The 16,212-nt window shown below is 62.0% G+C and carries 18 protein-coding genes; 8 read left to right on the forward strand and 10 right to left on the reverse strand.

Annotated elements, in window-relative coordinates; genetic code table 11:
- Positions 1–7: 7 nt before the first annotated feature.
- Positions 8–703, reverse strand: coding sequence for a YggS family pyridoxal phosphate-dependent enzyme (locus LO50_RS15450; RefSeq protein WP_003303155.1), 696 nt, complete (start codon positions 701–703; stop codon positions 8–10).
- Positions 704–767: 64 nt separating this feature from the next.
- Between LO50_RS15450 and pilT the strand changes: the two genes are divergently transcribed.
- Complete coding sequence (gene pilT / locus LO50_RS15455; protein ID WP_003303153.1) at positions 768–1,802, forward strand: type IV pilus twitching motility protein PilT; 1,035 nt, start codon at positions 768–770, stop codon at positions 1,800–1,802.
- A 60-nt stretch (positions 1,803–1,862) separates the two neighbouring features.
- On the forward strand, positions 1,863–3,008 hold the full coding sequence (locus LO50_RS15460; RefSeq protein ID WP_003303152.1) for a PilT/PilU family type 4a pilus ATPase: 1,146 nt from the start codon (positions 1,863–1,865) through the stop codon (positions 3,006–3,008).
- Here LO50_RS15460 and LO50_RS15465 read toward each other — a convergent pair.
- Positions 3,005–3,841 (reverse strand): TIGR03915 family putative DNA repair protein, encoded by an 837-nt coding sequence (locus LO50_RS15465; protein ID WP_003303150.1) that lies wholly within the window; start codon positions 3,839–3,841, stop codon positions 3,005–3,007. The genes LO50_RS15460 and LO50_RS15465 overlap by 4 nt on opposite strands.
- Positions 3,841–5,052, reverse strand: coding sequence for a putative DNA modification/repair radical SAM protein (locus LO50_RS15470; protein WP_003303148.1), 1,212 nt, complete (start codon positions 5,050–5,052; stop codon positions 3,841–3,843). The genes LO50_RS15465 and LO50_RS15470 overlap by 1 nt, the downstream gene beginning before the upstream one ends.
- A 133-nt stretch (positions 5,053–5,185) precedes the next feature.
- Here LO50_RS15470 and LO50_RS15475 point away from each other — a divergent pair, with 133 nt between their 5' ends.
- A complete protein-coding gene (locus LO50_RS15475) occupies positions 5,186–5,581 on the forward strand; it encodes an NINE protein (protein ID WP_003282737.1) in 396 nt (131 codons plus the stop codon).
- Positions 5,582–5,658: 77 nt separating this feature from the next.
- Here LO50_RS15475 and LO50_RS15480 read toward each other — a convergent pair whose 3' ends face one another.
- From LO50_RS15480 to gshB, 7 genes are all read right to left on the reverse strand, one after another.
- Positions 5,659–6,933, reverse strand: coding sequence for a dihydroorotase (locus LO50_RS15480; protein ID WP_003303146.1), 1,275 nt, complete (start codon positions 6,931–6,933; stop codon positions 5,659–5,661).
- A complete protein-coding gene (locus tag LO50_RS15485) occupies positions 6,933–7,949 on the reverse strand; it encodes an aspartate carbamoyltransferase catalytic subunit (RefSeq protein WP_003303145.1) in 1,017 nt (338 codons plus the stop codon). Before LO50_RS15485 ends, LO50_RS15480 begins: the two co-directional genes overlap by 1 nt.
- 47 nt (positions 7,950–7,996) lie before the next feature.
- A complete protein-coding gene (gene pyrR / locus LO50_RS15490) occupies positions 7,997–8,509 on the reverse strand; it encodes a bifunctional pyr operon transcriptional regulator/uracil phosphoribosyltransferase PyrR (protein WP_023446072.1) in 513 nt (170 codons plus the stop codon).
- A gap of 21 nt (positions 8,510–8,530) precedes the next feature.
- Positions 8,531–8,959 (reverse strand): Holliday junction resolvase RuvX, encoded by a 429-nt coding sequence (gene ruvX / locus LO50_RS15495; RefSeq protein ID WP_003297208.1) that lies wholly within the window; start codon positions 8,957–8,959, stop codon positions 8,531–8,533.
- Complete coding sequence (locus LO50_RS15500; RefSeq protein WP_044315557.1) at positions 8,956–9,525, reverse strand: YqgE/AlgH family protein; 570 nt, start codon at positions 9,523–9,525, stop codon at positions 8,956–8,958. The genes ruvX and LO50_RS15500 overlap by 4 nt, the downstream gene beginning before the upstream one ends.
- 66 nt (positions 9,526–9,591) lie before the next feature.
- Positions 9,592–10,485, reverse strand: a complete 894-nt coding sequence (locus LO50_RS15505; RefSeq protein ID WP_044315558.1) for an energy transducer TonB — start codon at positions 10,483–10,485, stop codon at positions 9,592–9,594.
- An 87-nt stretch (positions 10,486–10,572) separates the two neighbouring features.
- Complete coding sequence (gene gshB, locus LO50_RS15510) at positions 10,573–11,523, reverse strand: glutathione synthase (protein ID WP_014818751.1); 951 nt, start codon at positions 11,521–11,523, stop codon at positions 10,573–10,575.
- Positions 11,524–11,759: 236 nt separating this feature from the next.
- Here gshB and pilG point away from each other — a divergent pair, with 236 nt between their 5' ends.
- The 5 genes from pilG (at position 11,760) to LO50_RS15535 (ending at position 16,206) form a co-directional block, all read left to right on the forward strand.
- On the forward strand, positions 11,760–12,167 hold the full coding sequence (pilG, locus tag LO50_RS15515) for a twitching motility response regulator PilG (protein ID WP_003282729.1): 408 nt from the start codon (positions 11,760–11,762) through the stop codon (positions 12,165–12,167).
- A 43-nt stretch (positions 12,168–12,210) separates the two neighbouring features.
- On the forward strand, positions 12,211–12,576 hold the full coding sequence (pilH, locus tag LO50_RS15520; RefSeq protein ID WP_003303135.1) for a twitching motility response regulator PilH: 366 nt from the start codon (positions 12,211–12,213) through the stop codon (positions 12,574–12,576).
- 41 nt (positions 12,577–12,617) lie between these two features.
- Positions 12,618–13,154, forward strand: coding sequence for a chemotaxis protein CheW (locus tag LO50_RS15525; protein ID WP_023446068.1), 537 nt, complete (start codon positions 12,618–12,620; stop codon positions 13,152–13,154).
- A 75-nt stretch (positions 13,155–13,229) separates the two neighbouring features.
- Positions 13,230–15,278: a methyl-accepting chemotaxis protein gene (locus LO50_RS15530; RefSeq protein WP_044315559.1), complete on the forward strand. Its 2,049-nt coding sequence runs from the start codon at positions 13,230–13,232 to the stop codon at positions 15,276–15,278.
- Positions 15,279–15,339: 61 nt separating this feature from the next.
- Positions 15,340–16,206, forward strand: a complete 867-nt coding sequence (locus LO50_RS15535; RefSeq protein WP_031298039.1) for a CheR family methyltransferase — start codon at positions 15,340–15,342, stop codon at positions 16,204–16,206.
- The last annotated feature ends 6 nt before the right edge of the window (positions 16,207–16,212 follow it).

Genomic DNA, 16,212 nt, shown 5'->3' on the forward strand with positions numbered 1-16,212 from the left:
GATTCCTTTATTGAGGGCGCCCGTAGTCGCGGGCGCCGAACAGTGCGGTGCCGATGCGGACCCAGGTCGCGCCTTCGGCAATGGCCGCTTCGAGGTCCTGGCTCATGCCCATGGACAGCGTATCCAGTGTCAGTGGCAGTTCATCTTCATCGCGCAATGCGCGCAGGCGGGCAAAGGCGGCGCGCTGCTCTGCGGGGTCTTCGCTTGGTGCGGGAATGCACATCAGTCCACGCAGGCGCAGACGCGGCATCGCGGCGACGGCCTGCGCCAGCTGTAGCAGTTCTTCTGGCGCGCAGCCGGATTTGCTCGCCTCGCCGCTGACATTCACCTGCAGGCATATATTCAGTGGCGGCAGTTCGGCTGGACGTTGATCGGACAGGCGCTGGGCGATCTTCAGGCGATCCACCGAGTGCACCCAGTCGAAGTGTTCGGCGATGGATTTGGTCTTGTTCGACTGGATGGGGCCGATGAAGTGCCAGACCAGCGGCAGCTCGCTCAGTTCGGCTTGCTTGTCCAGCGCTTCCTGCAGATAGTTCTCGCCGAAATCGCGCACGCCGGCTTCGGCGGCCTCGCGAATGGCGGCGGCTGGCTGGGTCTTGCTCACCGCCAGCAGGCCGACCGATGCAGGGTCGCGTCCCACAGCTTGCGCCGCCTCACGGATGCGCGCTGCGACCTTTGCAATATTCTTCTCTATCGTGGACATTACTTGCGCCGCCGCCTTGGGTCTGCGCGGCATTCTACCTGCTTGCTTGTAATTGGGGAGTCCCATGGATATCACAGAACTGCTGGCCTTCAGCGCCAAGCAGGGTGCGTCGGATTTGCACCTTTCCGCCGGCCTGCCGCCGATGATCCGCGTCGATGGCGACGTGCGGCGAATCAACCTGCCGGCCATGGACCACAAGCAGGTGCATGCGCTGATCTACGACATCATGAACGACAAGCAGCGCAAGGATTTCGAGGAATTCCTGGAAACCGACTTCTCGTTCGAAGTGCCGGGCGTGGCGCGTTTTCGCGTCAACGCGTTCAACCAGAATCGCGGTTCCGGCGCGGTGTTCCGGACCATTCCGTCCAAGGTGCTGACCATGGAAGACCTGGGGATGGGCGAGGTGTTCCGCAAGATCACCGATGTGCCGCGCGGGCTGGTGCTGGTCACCGGGCCGACCGGCTCGGGCAAGTCGACCACCCTGGCGGCGATGCTCGATTACCTGAACAACACCAAGTACCACCACATCCTCACCATCGAAGACCCTATCGAATTCGTTCACGAATCGAAGAAGTGCCTGGTCAACCAGCGCGAGGTCCATCGTGACACTCTGGGCTTCTCCGAGGCGTTGCGTTCGGCCCTGCGTGAAGACCCGGACATCATTCTCGTCGGCGAAATGCGCGACCTGGAAACCATCCGCCTGGCGCTGACCGCTGCGGAAACCGGTCACCTGGTGTTCGGCACCCTGCACACCACCTCCGCCGCCAAGACCATCGACCGTGTGGTCGACGTGTTCCCGGCCGAAGAAAAGTCCATGGTCCGCTCGATGCTCTCCGAATCGCTGCAGGCGGTGATCTCGCAGACCCTGCTGAAGAAGGTCGGCGGCGGTCGTGTGGCGGCCCACGAGATCATGATCGGCACGCCGGCGATCCGTAACCTGATTCGCGAGGACAAGGTGGCGCAGATGTATTCCTCGATCCAGACCGGCGGCTCGCTGGGCATGCAGACCCTCGACTCGTGCCTCAAGGGACTGCTCGCCAAAGGGCTGATCTCGCGAGACAGCGCCAAGGAAAAGGCCAAGCAGCCAGAGAACTTCTAAACGCCTGACAACTACCGGGCGCCGCCCGATGCGGCGCTTGCCACGATTGCGAGTACGACGATGGAATTCGAGAAACTTCTGCGCCTGATGGTGGAAAAGGGCGGCTCCGATCTGTTCATCACCGCAGGCGTGCCGCCTTCGATGAAGGTCAACGGCAAGATCATGCCGGTCAGCAAGACGGCGATGTCGCCGGAAATGACCCGCGAGACCGTGCACGGTGTGATGAACGAGCAACAGCGCCGCGAGTTCACCGAGAACCACGAGTGCAACTTCGCCATCAGCGCCCGCGGTATCGGCCGTTTCCGGGTCAGTGCGTTCTACCAGCGCAATCTCGCCGGCATGGTGCTGCGGCGTATCGAAACCAACATTCCGACCATCGAAGAACTCAAGCTGCCGGATGTCCTCAAGAAGCTGTCGATGACCAAGCGCGGGCTGGTGCTGTTCGTCGGCGCCACCGGTACCGGCAAGTCGACTTCATTGGCTTCGATGATTGGCTACCGCAACAAGAACTCCAGCGGGCACATCATCTCCATCGAAGACCCGATCGAATTCATCCACCAGCATCAGAACTGCATCGTCACCCAGCGCGAGGTCGGTATCGATACCAGCTCGTTCGAGGTGGCCCTGAAGAACACCCTGCGCCAGGCCCCGGACGTGATCCTCATCGGCGAGATCCGTACCCGTGAAACCATGGACTACGCCGTGGCCTTCGCCGAAACCGGCCACCTGTGCCTGGCGACATTGCACGCCAACAACGCCAACCAGGCGCTGGACCGCATCATCAACTTCTTCCCGCCTGATCGTCACAACCAGGTGTGGATGGATCTGTCGCTCAACCTCAAGGCCATCGTCGCCCAGCAACTGGTGCCGACGCCCGACGGCAAGGGGCGGCGGGCGGTGATCGAGGTGCTGATCAATACGCCGCTGGCGGCCGACCTGATCCGCAAGGGCGAGGTGCATGAGCTCAAGTCGCTGATGAAGCGCTCCACCGAACTGGGCATGCAGACTTTCGATCAGGCGCTGTACAACCTCTACGTGCAGGGCGAAATCACCTACGAAGATGCGTTGTTGCACGCCGACTCGGCCAACGACCTGCGTCTGCTGATCAAGCTGGGATCGGAAACCGATGGCGAGCATCTGACCAGCGTGTCGCAGGGTCTGAGCCTTGAGGTCAGTGAAGACGATCCAGGCCGCAGCTTCCGCTAGTCGGGCTGTTTTGCATCCCGGCCGATGCGCTTTCCGCTTCTCGCGGCGACGCGCTCGGCCTGGCCGTCACGCTGCGCGCCGGCACGCGCGCGGCTCATGAGTTGCGGGATCAACATGCCTTCAGGAAGGTTCTTCCAGAAACGCACAGGCAGGTTGCTCTCCAGTACGCCGCGGTTCAGTCGGGCCGGGTTGAACGTGCTCTCGTAATACGCCTTCCATAGCTCGCCGCCGGGGTCCGCTGCGTTCTGCGCCAGCTGTCGCCACTGTGGTGGACAGGGGCGGGTGTAGTACATCTCCCGGCCATCCCAGCAAACCCCTTCTTCCGGCGTCGCAATCAGCCAGCTGTTGCCACCCATCCGTTCAGTGAAATGCCCTGCCGCCCAGGGCAGTACGTCATGCGCAGGTTCGAACCAGGCGACGTGTTGCGGCCCGTCATTGGCCTGCAGTGGGCTGAAGCGAAGAAAGGCATGCAGGTGGTGGGCCTCGCGACGGACTGCCTTGATTCGCCCATGCAGCTCGCTGCCATCGATGTCGCCGACCATTCGCGCACTCGAGTCGCCCTGGGAGACCCGCCAGAGCACGCGATACAGCAGGCTCCAGCGCTGCTCGGTGCGATAGCGCGCGGCCATTTCGAGTTCGTCCAGCAGCTGTCGGGGGACGCGAATGCGCGGTCCGCTTTCCGCTGAAAGTGCAGGCGAGGGATCGTCGAACAGCCCTGTCGCTTCGTCGTCGCTTGCCCAGTTCACTTCATGTGGTGCGACGCGGCTCTGCAGCAGCGCGCGGGCGCGACTTCGCCACGCCTGGAAGCTTCCATCGAAGCGCACCGTGAGCATTACCAGAGCGCCAGTTGCGCGGGTGTGTCGCGCAGGTGCTGGCGCAGCATGGCCGACTCCTGTCCTGCCAGGCTTGGTCGGTAGTCCTGTGTGATGACGAAGGGTTTGGCTTTCTCGAGCGAGCAGCGCAGACGGGTCAGATCCTCGAAGCGAATGCGCTTCTGCCGGCGCAGATCCACCAGGCGTTTTGCGCTGAGCATGCCGATGCCGGGGATGCGGGCGATCATCGTTGGCTCGGCGCGGTTGAGGTCCACCGGAAACTGTTCGCGGTGCGCCAGCGCCCAAGCGAGCTTCGGGTCGATATCCAGTGCGAGGTTGCCTGGCCCGCTGAGCAGTTCGCCGGCCTTGAAGCCGTAGCCGCGCATGAGGAAGTCGGCCTGATACAGGCGATGCTCGCGCATCAGCGGTGGCGCCGCGAACGGCACGGTGTTGGGGCTGTGCGGAATCGGGCTGAATGCCGAATAGTAGACCCGGCGCAGCCGGTAGCTGCCGTACAACGACTGGGCCGTCTGCAGGATGGTGCTGTCGTCGGTGTTGTCGGCGCCGACGATCATCTGCGTGCTCTGCCCGGCGGGTGCGAAGCGCGGTGCCCGTTTCTCCACGCTGGCCTCGGTTTCGCCCTGGTGAATGGTGTGCATGGCCTGCTTGATGGTCACCACCTGCTTTTCCGGAGCCAGGCGGATCAGGCTGGTTTCGGTCGGTAGTTCGATGTTCACGCTGAGCCGGTCGGCGTAGCGGCCGGCTTCGGCGATCAGCAGTGGGTCGGCATCGGGAATGGTCTTGAGGTGGATGTAGCCGCGAAACTCATGCTCCTCACGCAGCAGCCTGGCGACCCGCACCAGCTGTTCCATGGTGTAGTCCGCCGAGCGAATGATGCCGGAGCTGAGAAACAGGCCGCTGATGCAGTTGCGGCGGTAGAAGTCGAGCGTCAGGCTGACCACTTCTTCCGGCGTGAAGCGCGCCCGCGGTACATCGCTGGAGCGGCGATTGACGCAGTACTGGCAGTCGTACAGGCAGAAGTTGGTCAGCAGGATCTTTAGCAGCGCGACACAGCGCCCATCCGGCGTGAAGCTGTGGCAGATGCCCATGCCATTGGTGGCGCCGAGTCCGATCTTGCCCTTCGAGCTGCGCTTCGGCGCGCCGCTGCTGGCGCAGGAAACGTCATATTTGGCCGCGTCGGCGAGCACGCTGAGTTTGTCGATCAATTGCATCATGGTGGCCGTGATACTGTTTGCATATACAGTATCACGGTTGCGTATGGCGGCAAGGCCCGTCTGGCGGGGCAGTTCAGGCGCATTATCGGATAAGCTGGACGTCACTCATCAATCGCACATCGAGGTTCGGATGCAGCAGAACACCCATAGCACGCTGATCGGCTATCTCCTGTGGATATTCGGTTTTCTAGGCTCCCACCGCTTCTACTACGGCAAACCCATCACTGGCACCATCTGGTTCTTCACCCTCGGCCTGTTCTTCGTCGGCTGGATCATCGACCTGTTTCTGATTCCATCGATGGATCGTGAAGCGGACATGCGCTTCCAGCCGGGGCCCATCGATTACACGGTCGGCTGGATACTGCTGACCTTCCTCGGTGTATTCGGCGTGCACCGCATGTATCAGGGTAAGTGGATCACAGGAATCCTTTACCTGTTCACCGGTGGCTTGTTCTTTATCGGTGTGCTTTACGACTTCTGGACGCTGAACTCGCAGATATCCGAGCGCAATCTGGCGCGGAGCTGAACGGGTAGGGCAGGAAACACTTTAGAAATCTGGCAGGCATGGACGGGTTGATGTCCAGCCTGCGCAGATCTTTCGCGTCAGCCTTCGAAGCTGATGTGGCCGTCGACGATGGTGTAACGCACCGCGCCCGGCAGGCAGTGGCCCATGAACGGGCAGTTGCGGCCTTTGGAATACCAGCGCTCGCCGACCAGCGTCGAGCTGTGTCGATCGAACAGCACCAGGTCCGCCGGCTGGCCAGCTTGCAGGGCGCTGGTCGGCAGGCGTAGTGCTGCAGCGGGACCGCTGGTCAGGCGCGCCAGCAGGGTCGGCAGGTCGAGCAAGCCGTCGTCCACCAATGTCAGCGCCAGTGGCAGCAGGATTTCGGCACTGCTGATGCCCGGTTCGGTTTCGCCGAACGGGGCCAGTTTGGCATCGGCCTCGTGTGGCTGGTGATGGCTGGAAATCGCCGAGATGACGCCGGCCTTGACTGCCTCACGCAGGCCATCGCGATCCGCTGCGCTGCGCAATGGTGGCTGCACGTGATACAGGCTGGAGAAACCGTGCAGCGCTTCATCGGTGAGGATCAGCTGATACATCGCCACGTCGGCCGTCACCGGCAGGCCGCGAGCCTGTGCCTGGGCGATCATCTCCGCGCCACGGGCGCTGGTCAGCTGGGCGAAATGCGCGCGCACGCCGGAGCGCTCGACCAGCAGTAGATTGCGTGCCAGTGCTACGGTCTCCGCGGTCTCCGGAATCCCCGACAGACCGAGGAAACTGGCGGCGGCGCCTTCGTGAGCAAGCCCGCCTTCGGCCAAGTCGCGGTCCTGGGAGTGGAAAATCACCGTCAGATCGAAGGTGGCCGCGTACTCCAGCGCACGGCGCAGGTTGCGATTGCTGGCAAATTCGGTAAGGCCGTTGCCGAACGCGACGCAGCCGGCTTCACGCAGCGCGACCAACTCGGAAAGCTGCTCACCGGCCAGGTTGCGCGTCAGCGCGCCGATGGGGAACACCTTGGCATGGCCCGACTCACGGGCGCGATCGAGGATCAGTTCGGTGACTGCCGCGGTATCCAGCACCGGTCGCGTTTGCGGCGGGCAGCACAGGCTGGTGATGCCGCCGGCCGCTGCCGCCAGGGTTTCGCTGGCAATGCTGCCTTTGCGGCTGTACCCGGGCTCGCGCAGGGCTACCGCAAGATCGACCAGGCCGGGTGCGGCGGTCAGACCCTGTGCGTCGATTGTCTGTTGTGCTTCGAAGCCGGCTGGCGCCTGGCCGATGGCGGCGATCTTGTTGTGCTGCAGGTAGATATCGGCGATTTCGTTGCGCCCGCTGACGGGGTCGATCACGTGTGCGCCGAGGATTCGGGTTGCCACCATCACTGCTGCTCCTCGGATACGGATTCAGAATCGATCTGGCGCTGCGCCGCCTGGCCGCTCATCGCCATGGACAGCACGGCCATGCGAATGGCGATGCCATAGGTGACCTGATTGAGGATCACCGATTGCGGGCCGTCGGCTACCGCCGACTCGATCTCCACGCCGCGGTTGATCGGGCCCGGGTGCATGACGATGGCGTCGGGCTTGGCCAGTGCGAGACGCTGGGTGTTCAGGCCGTAGAGTTTGTAGAACTCCCCTTCGCTGGGCAGCAGGCCGCCCTGCATGCGCTCGCGCTGCAGGCGTAGCATGATCACCACGTCGACATCGCGCAGTCCCTCGTTCATGTCGTTGAACACGTGCACACCGTATTGCTCGATGCCCTCGGGCAGCAGGGTCTTCGGCGCGATGACGCGGATGTCCGGGCAGCCCAGTGTCTTCAGGGCCAGCATGTTCGAGCGCGCCACCCGCGAATGCAGAATGTCGCCGACGATGGCGACCGAGAGGTTTTCGAAGCTGCCTTTGTGGCGGCGGATGGTGAGCATGTCGAGCATGCCCTGGGTCGGGTGCGCATGGCGCCCGTCGCCGCCATTGATCACCGCGACCTCCGGGCTGACGTGCTCGGCGATGAAATGGGCGGCGCCGGAGTCGGCGTGGCGCACCACGAACATGTCCGCGGCCATGGCTTCCAGGTTGCGCAGCGTGTCGGTCAGGGTCTCGCCCTTGCTCGTGGAGGAGGTCGAGACGTTCAGCGTGATAACGTCTGCCGACAACCGCTGCGCCGCCAGTTCGAAGGTCGTGCGGGTGCGCGTGGAGTTCTCGAAGAACACGTTGCAGACGGTTTTGCCGCGCAGCAGTGGAACCTTCTTCACCGCCCGTGCGCCGACTTCGAGGAATGAATCGGCAGTGTCCAGGATCTCGGTGAGCAACTCGCGCGGCAGGCCGTCGAGGGAGAGAAAATGGCGCAGCTGGCCTTGGTCGTTCAACTGTAGCGGGCGCTTGGCGTCGGTGGGCGTCATCGCAGGATCTCGGTTGGCGGGGCTGTGGGGCGGACTTGCCGGCTCGCTCAGGAGCCGCTGGTTTCCATCTGTTGTTCGAGGGCCAATGGCTCCGGTCCGATCAGCTTGATGCGCTGTTCGGGCGCCAGCGACAGCGTGGCGCCGACCACGTCAGGGCGAATCGGCAGCTCACGCGCGTTCAGGTCGAGCAGGCAGACCAGCGTTACGCTGGCAGGACGACCGTAGTCGAACAGTTCATTGAGCGCGGCGCGGATGGTGCGGCCGGTCATCAGCACGTCATCGATCAGCACCAGGTGCTGGCCTTCGATCTCAAAAGGCAGCTCCGACGGCTGCACCTGCGGGTGCAGGCCCTTCTGGGTGAAATCGTCGCGATAGAAGGACACGTCGAGAATGCCGAGCGGTTCGTTCTGCGCGCGGGCTGCGAGCAGCGCCTGGGCCACCCAGACGCCGCCGGTACGGATACCGATGAAGCGCGGCTCCTGGATGTCGCGATCAATCAGGTGCTGCTTCAGTGTGGCGACCATCTCGGGCAGCAGCTGTTCGGGATTGGGCAGAATCATTGTGTCTCCTTACAGGTCTGATCAGGCGGCAGGGTGATCGCTCAGCCAGCCTTCCAGTAATAGGGCTGCGGCCAGGGCATCCACCGGGCGATCGCGATAGCCGCCGTGCTGGCCCTGGCGCAGACGCTCGCCTTTGGCTTCGAACGTGGTCAGGCGTTCGTCGTGAGTGTGCACCGGCAGGTTGAAGCGACCGTTGAGTCGGCGGGCGAACTTTTCCGCCCGGGCACTCATGTCGCTGGGCGTGCCGTCCATGTTCAGCGGCAGGCCGACGACCAGCGCATCGGGCTGCCATTCGCGCATCAGCGCTTCGATCTGTTGCCAGTCCGGCACGCCGTTCTGCGCCTTGAGTACGCAGAGTTCACGTGCTTGCCCAGTAATGACCTGGCCGACAGCGACGCCGATCTGCTTGGTGCCGTAGTCGAAGCCGAGCAGCAGTCGCGGCGCACTCATGCGTGGCCGACCTGGGTGCTGAGCAGGCGCAGGTCGACGCCGAGTGATGCTGCCGCGGCGTTCAGGCGTTGGTCATAAGGTAGGTCGAACAGGATCTCGGTATCCGCGGGGCAGCTGAGCCAGGCATTATCGGCCAGTTCGGCTTCCAGCTGTCCCGCTTCCCAGCCGGCATAACCGAGGGCCACGAAGTGCCGGGCAGGCCCCTGGCCGTCCGCAATGGCGAACAGGACGTCCTGCGATGTGGACATGCCCAGCGGGCCGAGGGAGAGGGTGGCCTGGAATTGCTGGTCGGGCGAATGCAGAACGAAGCCGCGATCGGTTTGCACTGGGCCGCCGGAGAATATCGGCAGGCTCTGGCAGAGTGGGGGGATCGGCTCGTCCGGGCGCAGCTGCTCCAGCACATCAGCCAGGCTCAGCCCGCTCGGGCGATTGACGATCAGGCCCATGGCGCCTTCTGCGCCGTGTTCGATCAGGTAGATCAGCGTCTGGGCAAAGTTCGGATCGGCCATCTGCGGCATGGCGATCAGGAAGTGATGCTTGAGGTAGCTGGGCGCGGTGCTTTTCATGCGCGTTAGCTTAAGCGTTGCACCGCGTTCCGGCTACAGGTGCGACGGTTCGCCAGGCTGCCGATTTCAGCGACTCGAAAGCCTGTCGCCGCGCTCGAAACGCCAGGTGCGGATGATCTCCACCTGGTCGAACTTCTGCGCCAGTTCGCCGGTGAAGGGCGCAAAAGGCGCTGCCAGTCGCACGATGCGCAGCGCGGCATCGTCCAGCACTGGCTTGCCGGATGACTCGATCACGCGCAGCTCCTGGATGGTGCCGTCGCGGTTGATGGTCACCAGCATGCGCAGGCTGCCGTAGATCTGCTGGCGGCGGGCCTCGTCGGGATAGTTGAGGTTGCCGATGCGCTCGACCTTCTTGCGCCATTCGTCGCGATACCAGGCACTGATGTCGCGCATGGTGGCGGCGCTGTTCTGTCGGCTGACCCTGGGGCGCTTGGCATAGCGCTCGACATCCTGCGCCAGCTCGGCTTCGAGGCTGGCGATCTCGGCGCTCAGTTGTGAGCTGTCGAATGCCGGCGCTGCTTGCGGCTCGGGCTGCGGTGGCGTCTGTTGCTTGACGTCGGCCTTTTCGCGCTGTGGGCTGCGAGTGGTGACGACGGTCTTCGCCGGTTCCGGCCGGGTGCTGCGAGGCGGTGCTGCCGGTTGGGTCACCTTGCGTACCTCGGTATCCTGGAACTGCGCTTGCTCGGTGGTTTTCGGCGTGGCCTTGTGCTCCAGCGTGCCGCTGCCCTGCTGATTGTCTTGGGCGAGGAAGTCCGCTTCCTTGGGCTTCTCTTCGCTTTTGAAGGTCGACAGAGTGATTTCCAGCGTCTTGCTGATCTGCTTCGGCTCGGAGAGGGTAAAGCCAAGCCCGAGAATCAAGGCCAGATGCAATGCGGTAGCCAGAAAAAGCGTGAAGCCGAGCCTGTCCGCCGGGCGGACTCGGGTGGTTTCAGGCACGGGATGGCGGATAGCGGCGTTCATCGCAGGTCGGGTCGGCTCGAAGTGCCGCGCAGTCTGCCGGCTTTGAGCTTGGAGTCGCAAGCTCCAAGCTCAAAGCTGTTAGCTGGTTCAACCTTGCAGCTTCGCCGCGATCGCGTCCATGAGCCGTTCGCCGATGCGGGTATCGAAAGCATTGTCGATTTCGCGGATGCAGGTCGGGCTGGTGATGTTGATTTCGGTGAGGTAGTCGCCGATCACATCCAGGCCGACAAACAGCAAGCCGCGCTTGCGTAGTTCCGGGCCGACGATCGCTGCAATCTCGCGGTCGCGATCCGACAGCGGCTGTGCCACGCCGCGACCACCCGCGGCCAGATTGCCGCGCGTCTCGCCAGCGGCGGGGATTCGCGCCAGGCAATAGGGGATCGGCTCGCCATCGATCATCAGGATGCGCTTGTCGCCGTCCTTGATCGCGGGAATGTATCGCTGCGCCATGATTTGGCGGCTGCCATGCTCGGTCAGAACCTCGAGAATAACCGACAGATTCGGGTCGCCCTCGCGATGACGAAAGATCGATGCACCGCCCATCTCGTCGAGGGGTTTGAGAATGATGTCACGGTGCTCGCGGGCGAACTCGCGGAGAATGTCCGAGCGCCGACTGACCAGTGTCGGCGGGGTGCATTGTGGAAACTGGGTGGCGAAGAACTTCTCGTTGCAGTCGCGCAGGCTCTGCGGTCGATTGACCACCAGCGTTCCGGCCTTTTCCGCCAGTTCCAGCAGATAGGTTGCGTAGACATACTCGCTGTTGAAAGGCGGGTCCTTGCGCATGAGGATCACGTCCAGATCAGTCAGGGCCGCATCGACCTCCCCATCCTTCTCGAACCAATGTTGTGGGTCGTTGAATACCCGCAGCGGGCACATGCGCGCCCGGGCCTGATTGCCGAGCTGATATAGATCGCGCTGCTCCATGTAGAACAGTGTCCAGCCTCGCGCCTGGGCAGCCAGCAGCATGGCCAGCGAGCTGTCCTTCTTGAAGGCGATCTGCGCGATAGGGTCCATGATGATCCCGACGCGAACGGTCATGGGGTGTTCTCCGGCAATGGGCGGCGAAGCGCCGCCAGTGGCTCAAAATGTCGCTGCAGATTGGCTGTGGTTGTGCACTGGGTCAAGGAAAATCCGGATGCTTTTCCGGTTGATAGCGTGTGCATGAGGAGTGTGCTAAAAAGGTCCGGCGATTGGGTGCAGCCCATCGGTGGCAGGGCCTCCGGCGCACTGACATAACGATAAACTACGACTCACCGAGGCGATGGTAGGGCGAAATGGAACAGCACTCCGAGGGCTTGAAGGTCATGGTGATCGACGATTCGAAAACGATTCGTCGCACTGCTGAAACCCTGCTGAAGAAAGTAGGTTGCGATGTCATCACCGCTGTGGACGGTTTCGATGCGCTCGCCAAGATTGCGGATACTCATCCCCGCATCATCTTTGTCGATATTATGATGCCCAGGCTGGACGGTTATCAGACCTGTGCGTTGATCAAGAACAACAGTTCCTTCAAGTCGACGCCGGTGATCATGCTGTCTTCCAAAGATGGCCTGTTCGACAAGGCCAAAGGGCGTATTGTCGGATCCGATCAATACCTTACCAAGCCGTTCAGCAAAGAAGAGCTGCTCGGTGCGATCAAGGCGCATGTCCCTGATTTCGCACCGGTGGAGCAAGCATCCTGAAGTTCGGCATTGTTTGCCGCTGAAGCCTTCCTATGGAGAAATCATGGCTCGCGTTCTGATTGTTGATGATTCGCCGACCGAAATGTACAAGCTCACCGCCATGCTTGAGAAGAATGGCCATGTGGTGCTTAAAGCAGAGAATGGCGCTGACGGCGTCGCTCTGGCTCGTCAGGAAAAGCCGGATGCCGTGTTGATGGATATTGTCATGCCCGGGCTGAATGGTTTTCAGGCTACGCGCCAACTGACCAAAGATTCTGAAACCAGTCACATTCCGGTGATCATCGTCACCACCAAGGATCAGGAAACCGATAAGGTCTGGGGCAAACGCCAAGGCGCCAAGGATTACCTGACCAAGCCGGTGGACGAAGCCACATTGCTGAAGACCCTGAATGCCGTTCTGGCGGGCTGACGCCGCGGTAGCCAACACTCGGACAAAGGGACGTGGCCAGCATGCCTGACATGCAAACGCCGTTTCAGCAGTTGCTGGAGCTAGATAAACGTTGCCGCACGTACGCGGCAGGCCTGCCTTCTCAGCAGGAAGCCGTACAAACCTGGGGAGGGATCGGCTTTCGGATGGGGGGGCGCTTGTTCGTCGCTCCAATGGGGGAGGTTGGCGAAATCCTGCATGAGCCGCGCTATACGTTGCTTCCCGGCGTCAAGAGTTGGGTAAAGGGCGTGGCGAACGTGCGCGGCAGATTGTTGCCTGTGATGGACCTTTGTGGGTATTTCGGGCTTGAGCTTTCGGCACTGCGTAAGCAGCGCAGGGTGCTGGTGGTGGATCACCAGGAAGTGTTCGCCGGACTGACTGTCGATGAAGTCTTCGGCATGCAGCATTTCGCGGTGGAAACCTTCTCGGAGGAGTTGCCTCCGATCGAGGCATCAATTCAGCCATTCATTCATGGTGTGTTCCAGCGCGAGCAGCCCTGGCTGGTCTTCAGCCCGCACGCGTTGGCTACGCATCAGGCGTTTCTGGACGTCGCGTTTTAGTTGTAGGTGGGTCGACCAAGGTCGGCCTTTTGGTTCTTGGATGGAAACGACGGGGGTCCAGGCGGGGGCCGGATAATGATCAAAATGAATGCTAATGCTTTGTTGAGCGGGGTGCGCAGCAATACGCTGACCACCGGTTTGTTTATCGTGCTGATCGTATCGATCGTGCTGCTGTTCGCGAACTTCGCGTACGTCAACACTCAGGCCGATCACGATAACGAATACATCGCTCACGCAGGAGAGCTGCGCGTACTGTCCCAGCAGATCGCCAAGGATGCCGTGGAAGCGGCGACCGGCACGCAGGAGGCGTTCGCGTCTCTGAAGCAGGCCCGGAACGAGTTCAACCAGCGCTGGGCCTATCTCTCGCAAGGAAACGAGGACATCGGTCTGCCGGCGGTTCCCGAATCGTTGCGCGATGAAGTCAACGCGGTGGAGCAGGACTGGAACACGCTGCGTCGCGATACCGACGCCATCCTGGCCAGTGAGCAGACTGTCCTGTCGCTCCACCAGGTAGCCAGCACCCTCGCCGAAACCATTCCTCAGCTCCAGGTCGAGTACGAGGAGGTCGTCGACATCCTGCTGGAAAGTGGTGCGCCAGCAGCGCAGGTTTCGGTTGCCCAGCGCCAGTCGCTGCTGGCCGAGCGTATCCTCGGTTCGGTGAACAAGGTGCTGTCCGGTGACCAGGACTCGGTTCAGGCGGCCGATATGTTTGGTCGTGATGCCAGTCTGTTCGGTCGAGTCCTGAATGCGATGATCGAAGGCAACGTCGCCATGGGCATCACTGCGGTGGCCGACGAAGAGGCGCTGGATCGTCTCTCGGAGATCGCTGAGCTCTTCCAGTTCGTATCCGGATCGGTGGACGAAATTCTCGAAACGTCGCCTGAACTGTTCCAGGTGCGCGAGTCGGCGAACAGCATCTTCGAGGTTTCGCAGACCCTGCTCGACAAGACCTCCGCGCTGACGCAAGGCCTGCAGAGCCGCGCCGATGCCCGTTATCTCAACACCATCCTCGGTTACGTGCTGGGCGCCATTGCGCTGGCCTCGATCATCCTGATTGGTCTGGTAATGGTTCAGGAAGCACGCCGCCGCCTGAGCGAAACCGCTGAGAAGAACGAGCGTAACCAGGCTGCGATTCTGCGACTGCTCGATGAAATCGGCGACCTCGCAGACGGTGACCTGACGGTGGCCGCGACCGTTACCGAAGACTTCACCGGTGCGATTGCCGACTCGATCAACTACTCCATCGACCAGCTGCGCGAACTGGTAGCCACCATCAACCAGACCGCTGTTCAGGTATCGGGCGCTGCGCAGGAAACCCAGGCGACTGCAATGCACCTCGCCGAGGCCTCCGAACACCAGGCCCAGGAAATTGCCGGTGCTTCTGCTGCAATCAACGAAATGGCGGTTTCCATTGACCAGGTATCGGCCAACGCCGCGGAATCCTCGGCGGTAGCAGAACGTTCGGTAGCCATTGCCAACAAGGGTAACGAGGTGGTGCACAACACCATCACCGGCATGGACAACATTCGCGAGCAGATCCAGGACACGTCCAAGCGGATCAAGCGTCTCGGTGAGTCGTCCCAGGAGATCGGTGACATCGTCAGCCTGATTAACGACATTGCCGACCAGACCAACATCCTTGCACTCAACGCGGCGATCCAGGCATCCATGGCGGGCGACGCAGGCCGCGGCTTCGCCGTTGTAGCGGACGAAGTACAGCGCCTGGCTGAACGCTCTTCCGCGGCGACCAAGCAGATCGAGGCACTGGTAAAGACCATTCAGACCGACACCAACGAGGCGGTCATCTCGATGGAACAGACCACCTCCGAAGTGGTGCGCGGTGCGCGTCTGGCGCAGGACGCCGGTGTGGCACTGGAAGAGATCGAGAAGGTATCGAAGACGCTTGCGGCGCTGATCCAGAACATCTCCAACGCGGCACGTCAGCAGGCTTCTTCGGCCGGCCACATCTCCAACACCATGAACGTGATCCAGGAGATCACCTCGCAGACCTCGTCGGGTACCACCGCTACGGCCAAGAGCATCGGTAATTTGGCCAAGATGGCCAACGAGATGCGCCATTCCGTTTCCGGCTTTACCCTGCCGGATGCTCCGGATCAGGCCTGACTTGAGCAGTGCGGCAGTCATCTGATGGCTGCCGCCGATGATCATGAGCGAGGGGCAGGGCATGCAGCCGAGGTTTGACTGGGCATTGGAGCCCTTGGCCGATATGTCGCCGGCGGAATTCCATGACTGGCAGACGCTCCTCGAAGAGCGCTCCGGCATGGTCGTCAGCGAACGCAGGCGCAGCTTCCTGCAGACCAATCTGAGCGCTCGCATGCGCGAGGTCGGTGCTCCCGACTATGCCAGCTACTATCGGCAGGTCACCTCCGGCCCCCGTGGTGCTGTCGAGTGGTCGACCCTCATGGACAGGCTGACCGTTCAGGAAACACGTTTCTTCCGTCATCCCGCTTCTTTTGATCTGCTCGAAACCTACTTGCGCCAGCGTCTGGAGCAGGAGTCGATCAAGCGACCCCTGGCGCTGTGGAGCGTGGGTTGCGCAAGTGGTGAAGAGACGTACTCGCTAGCCATGGCCACCGCCGAGGCGCTGGCGGGACGCGAATTCGACGGCAGCTTCGGGGTCACCGGTACGGATATCAGTCTGAGCGCGCTGGCCAAGTCCCGAACAGCGGTCTACAGCGCGCGCAAGCTGGAGCAGGTCGAACCGGCGTTGCGTGAGCGTTATTTCCTGTCGCTATCCGATGATCGTTTTCAAGTGATTCCCGGCCTGGCCGCACGTGTGTGCTTTGCAAGGCTCAATGTGCTGGAACTGGCGAACTCGCCCGTTTCCAGCATGGACGTTATTTTCTGTCAGAACCTGCTGATCTATTTCCGCCGCTGGCGTCGCCGAGAAATCCTCAATCGCCTGGCAGATTGCCTGGCTCCGGGGGGGTTGTTGGTGATCGGTGTAGGTGAAGTGGTCGGCTGGCAGCATCCGGGATTGCTTCCGGTGGCCAACGATCAGGTTCTGGCTTTTACCCGGAAAAGTTTATGAGCGGAG

This window comes from Stutzerimonas stutzeri (genome assembly GCF_000935215.1).
Taxonomy (GTDB): Bacteria; Pseudomonadota; Gammaproteobacteria; order Pseudomonadales; family Pseudomonadaceae; genus Stutzerimonas.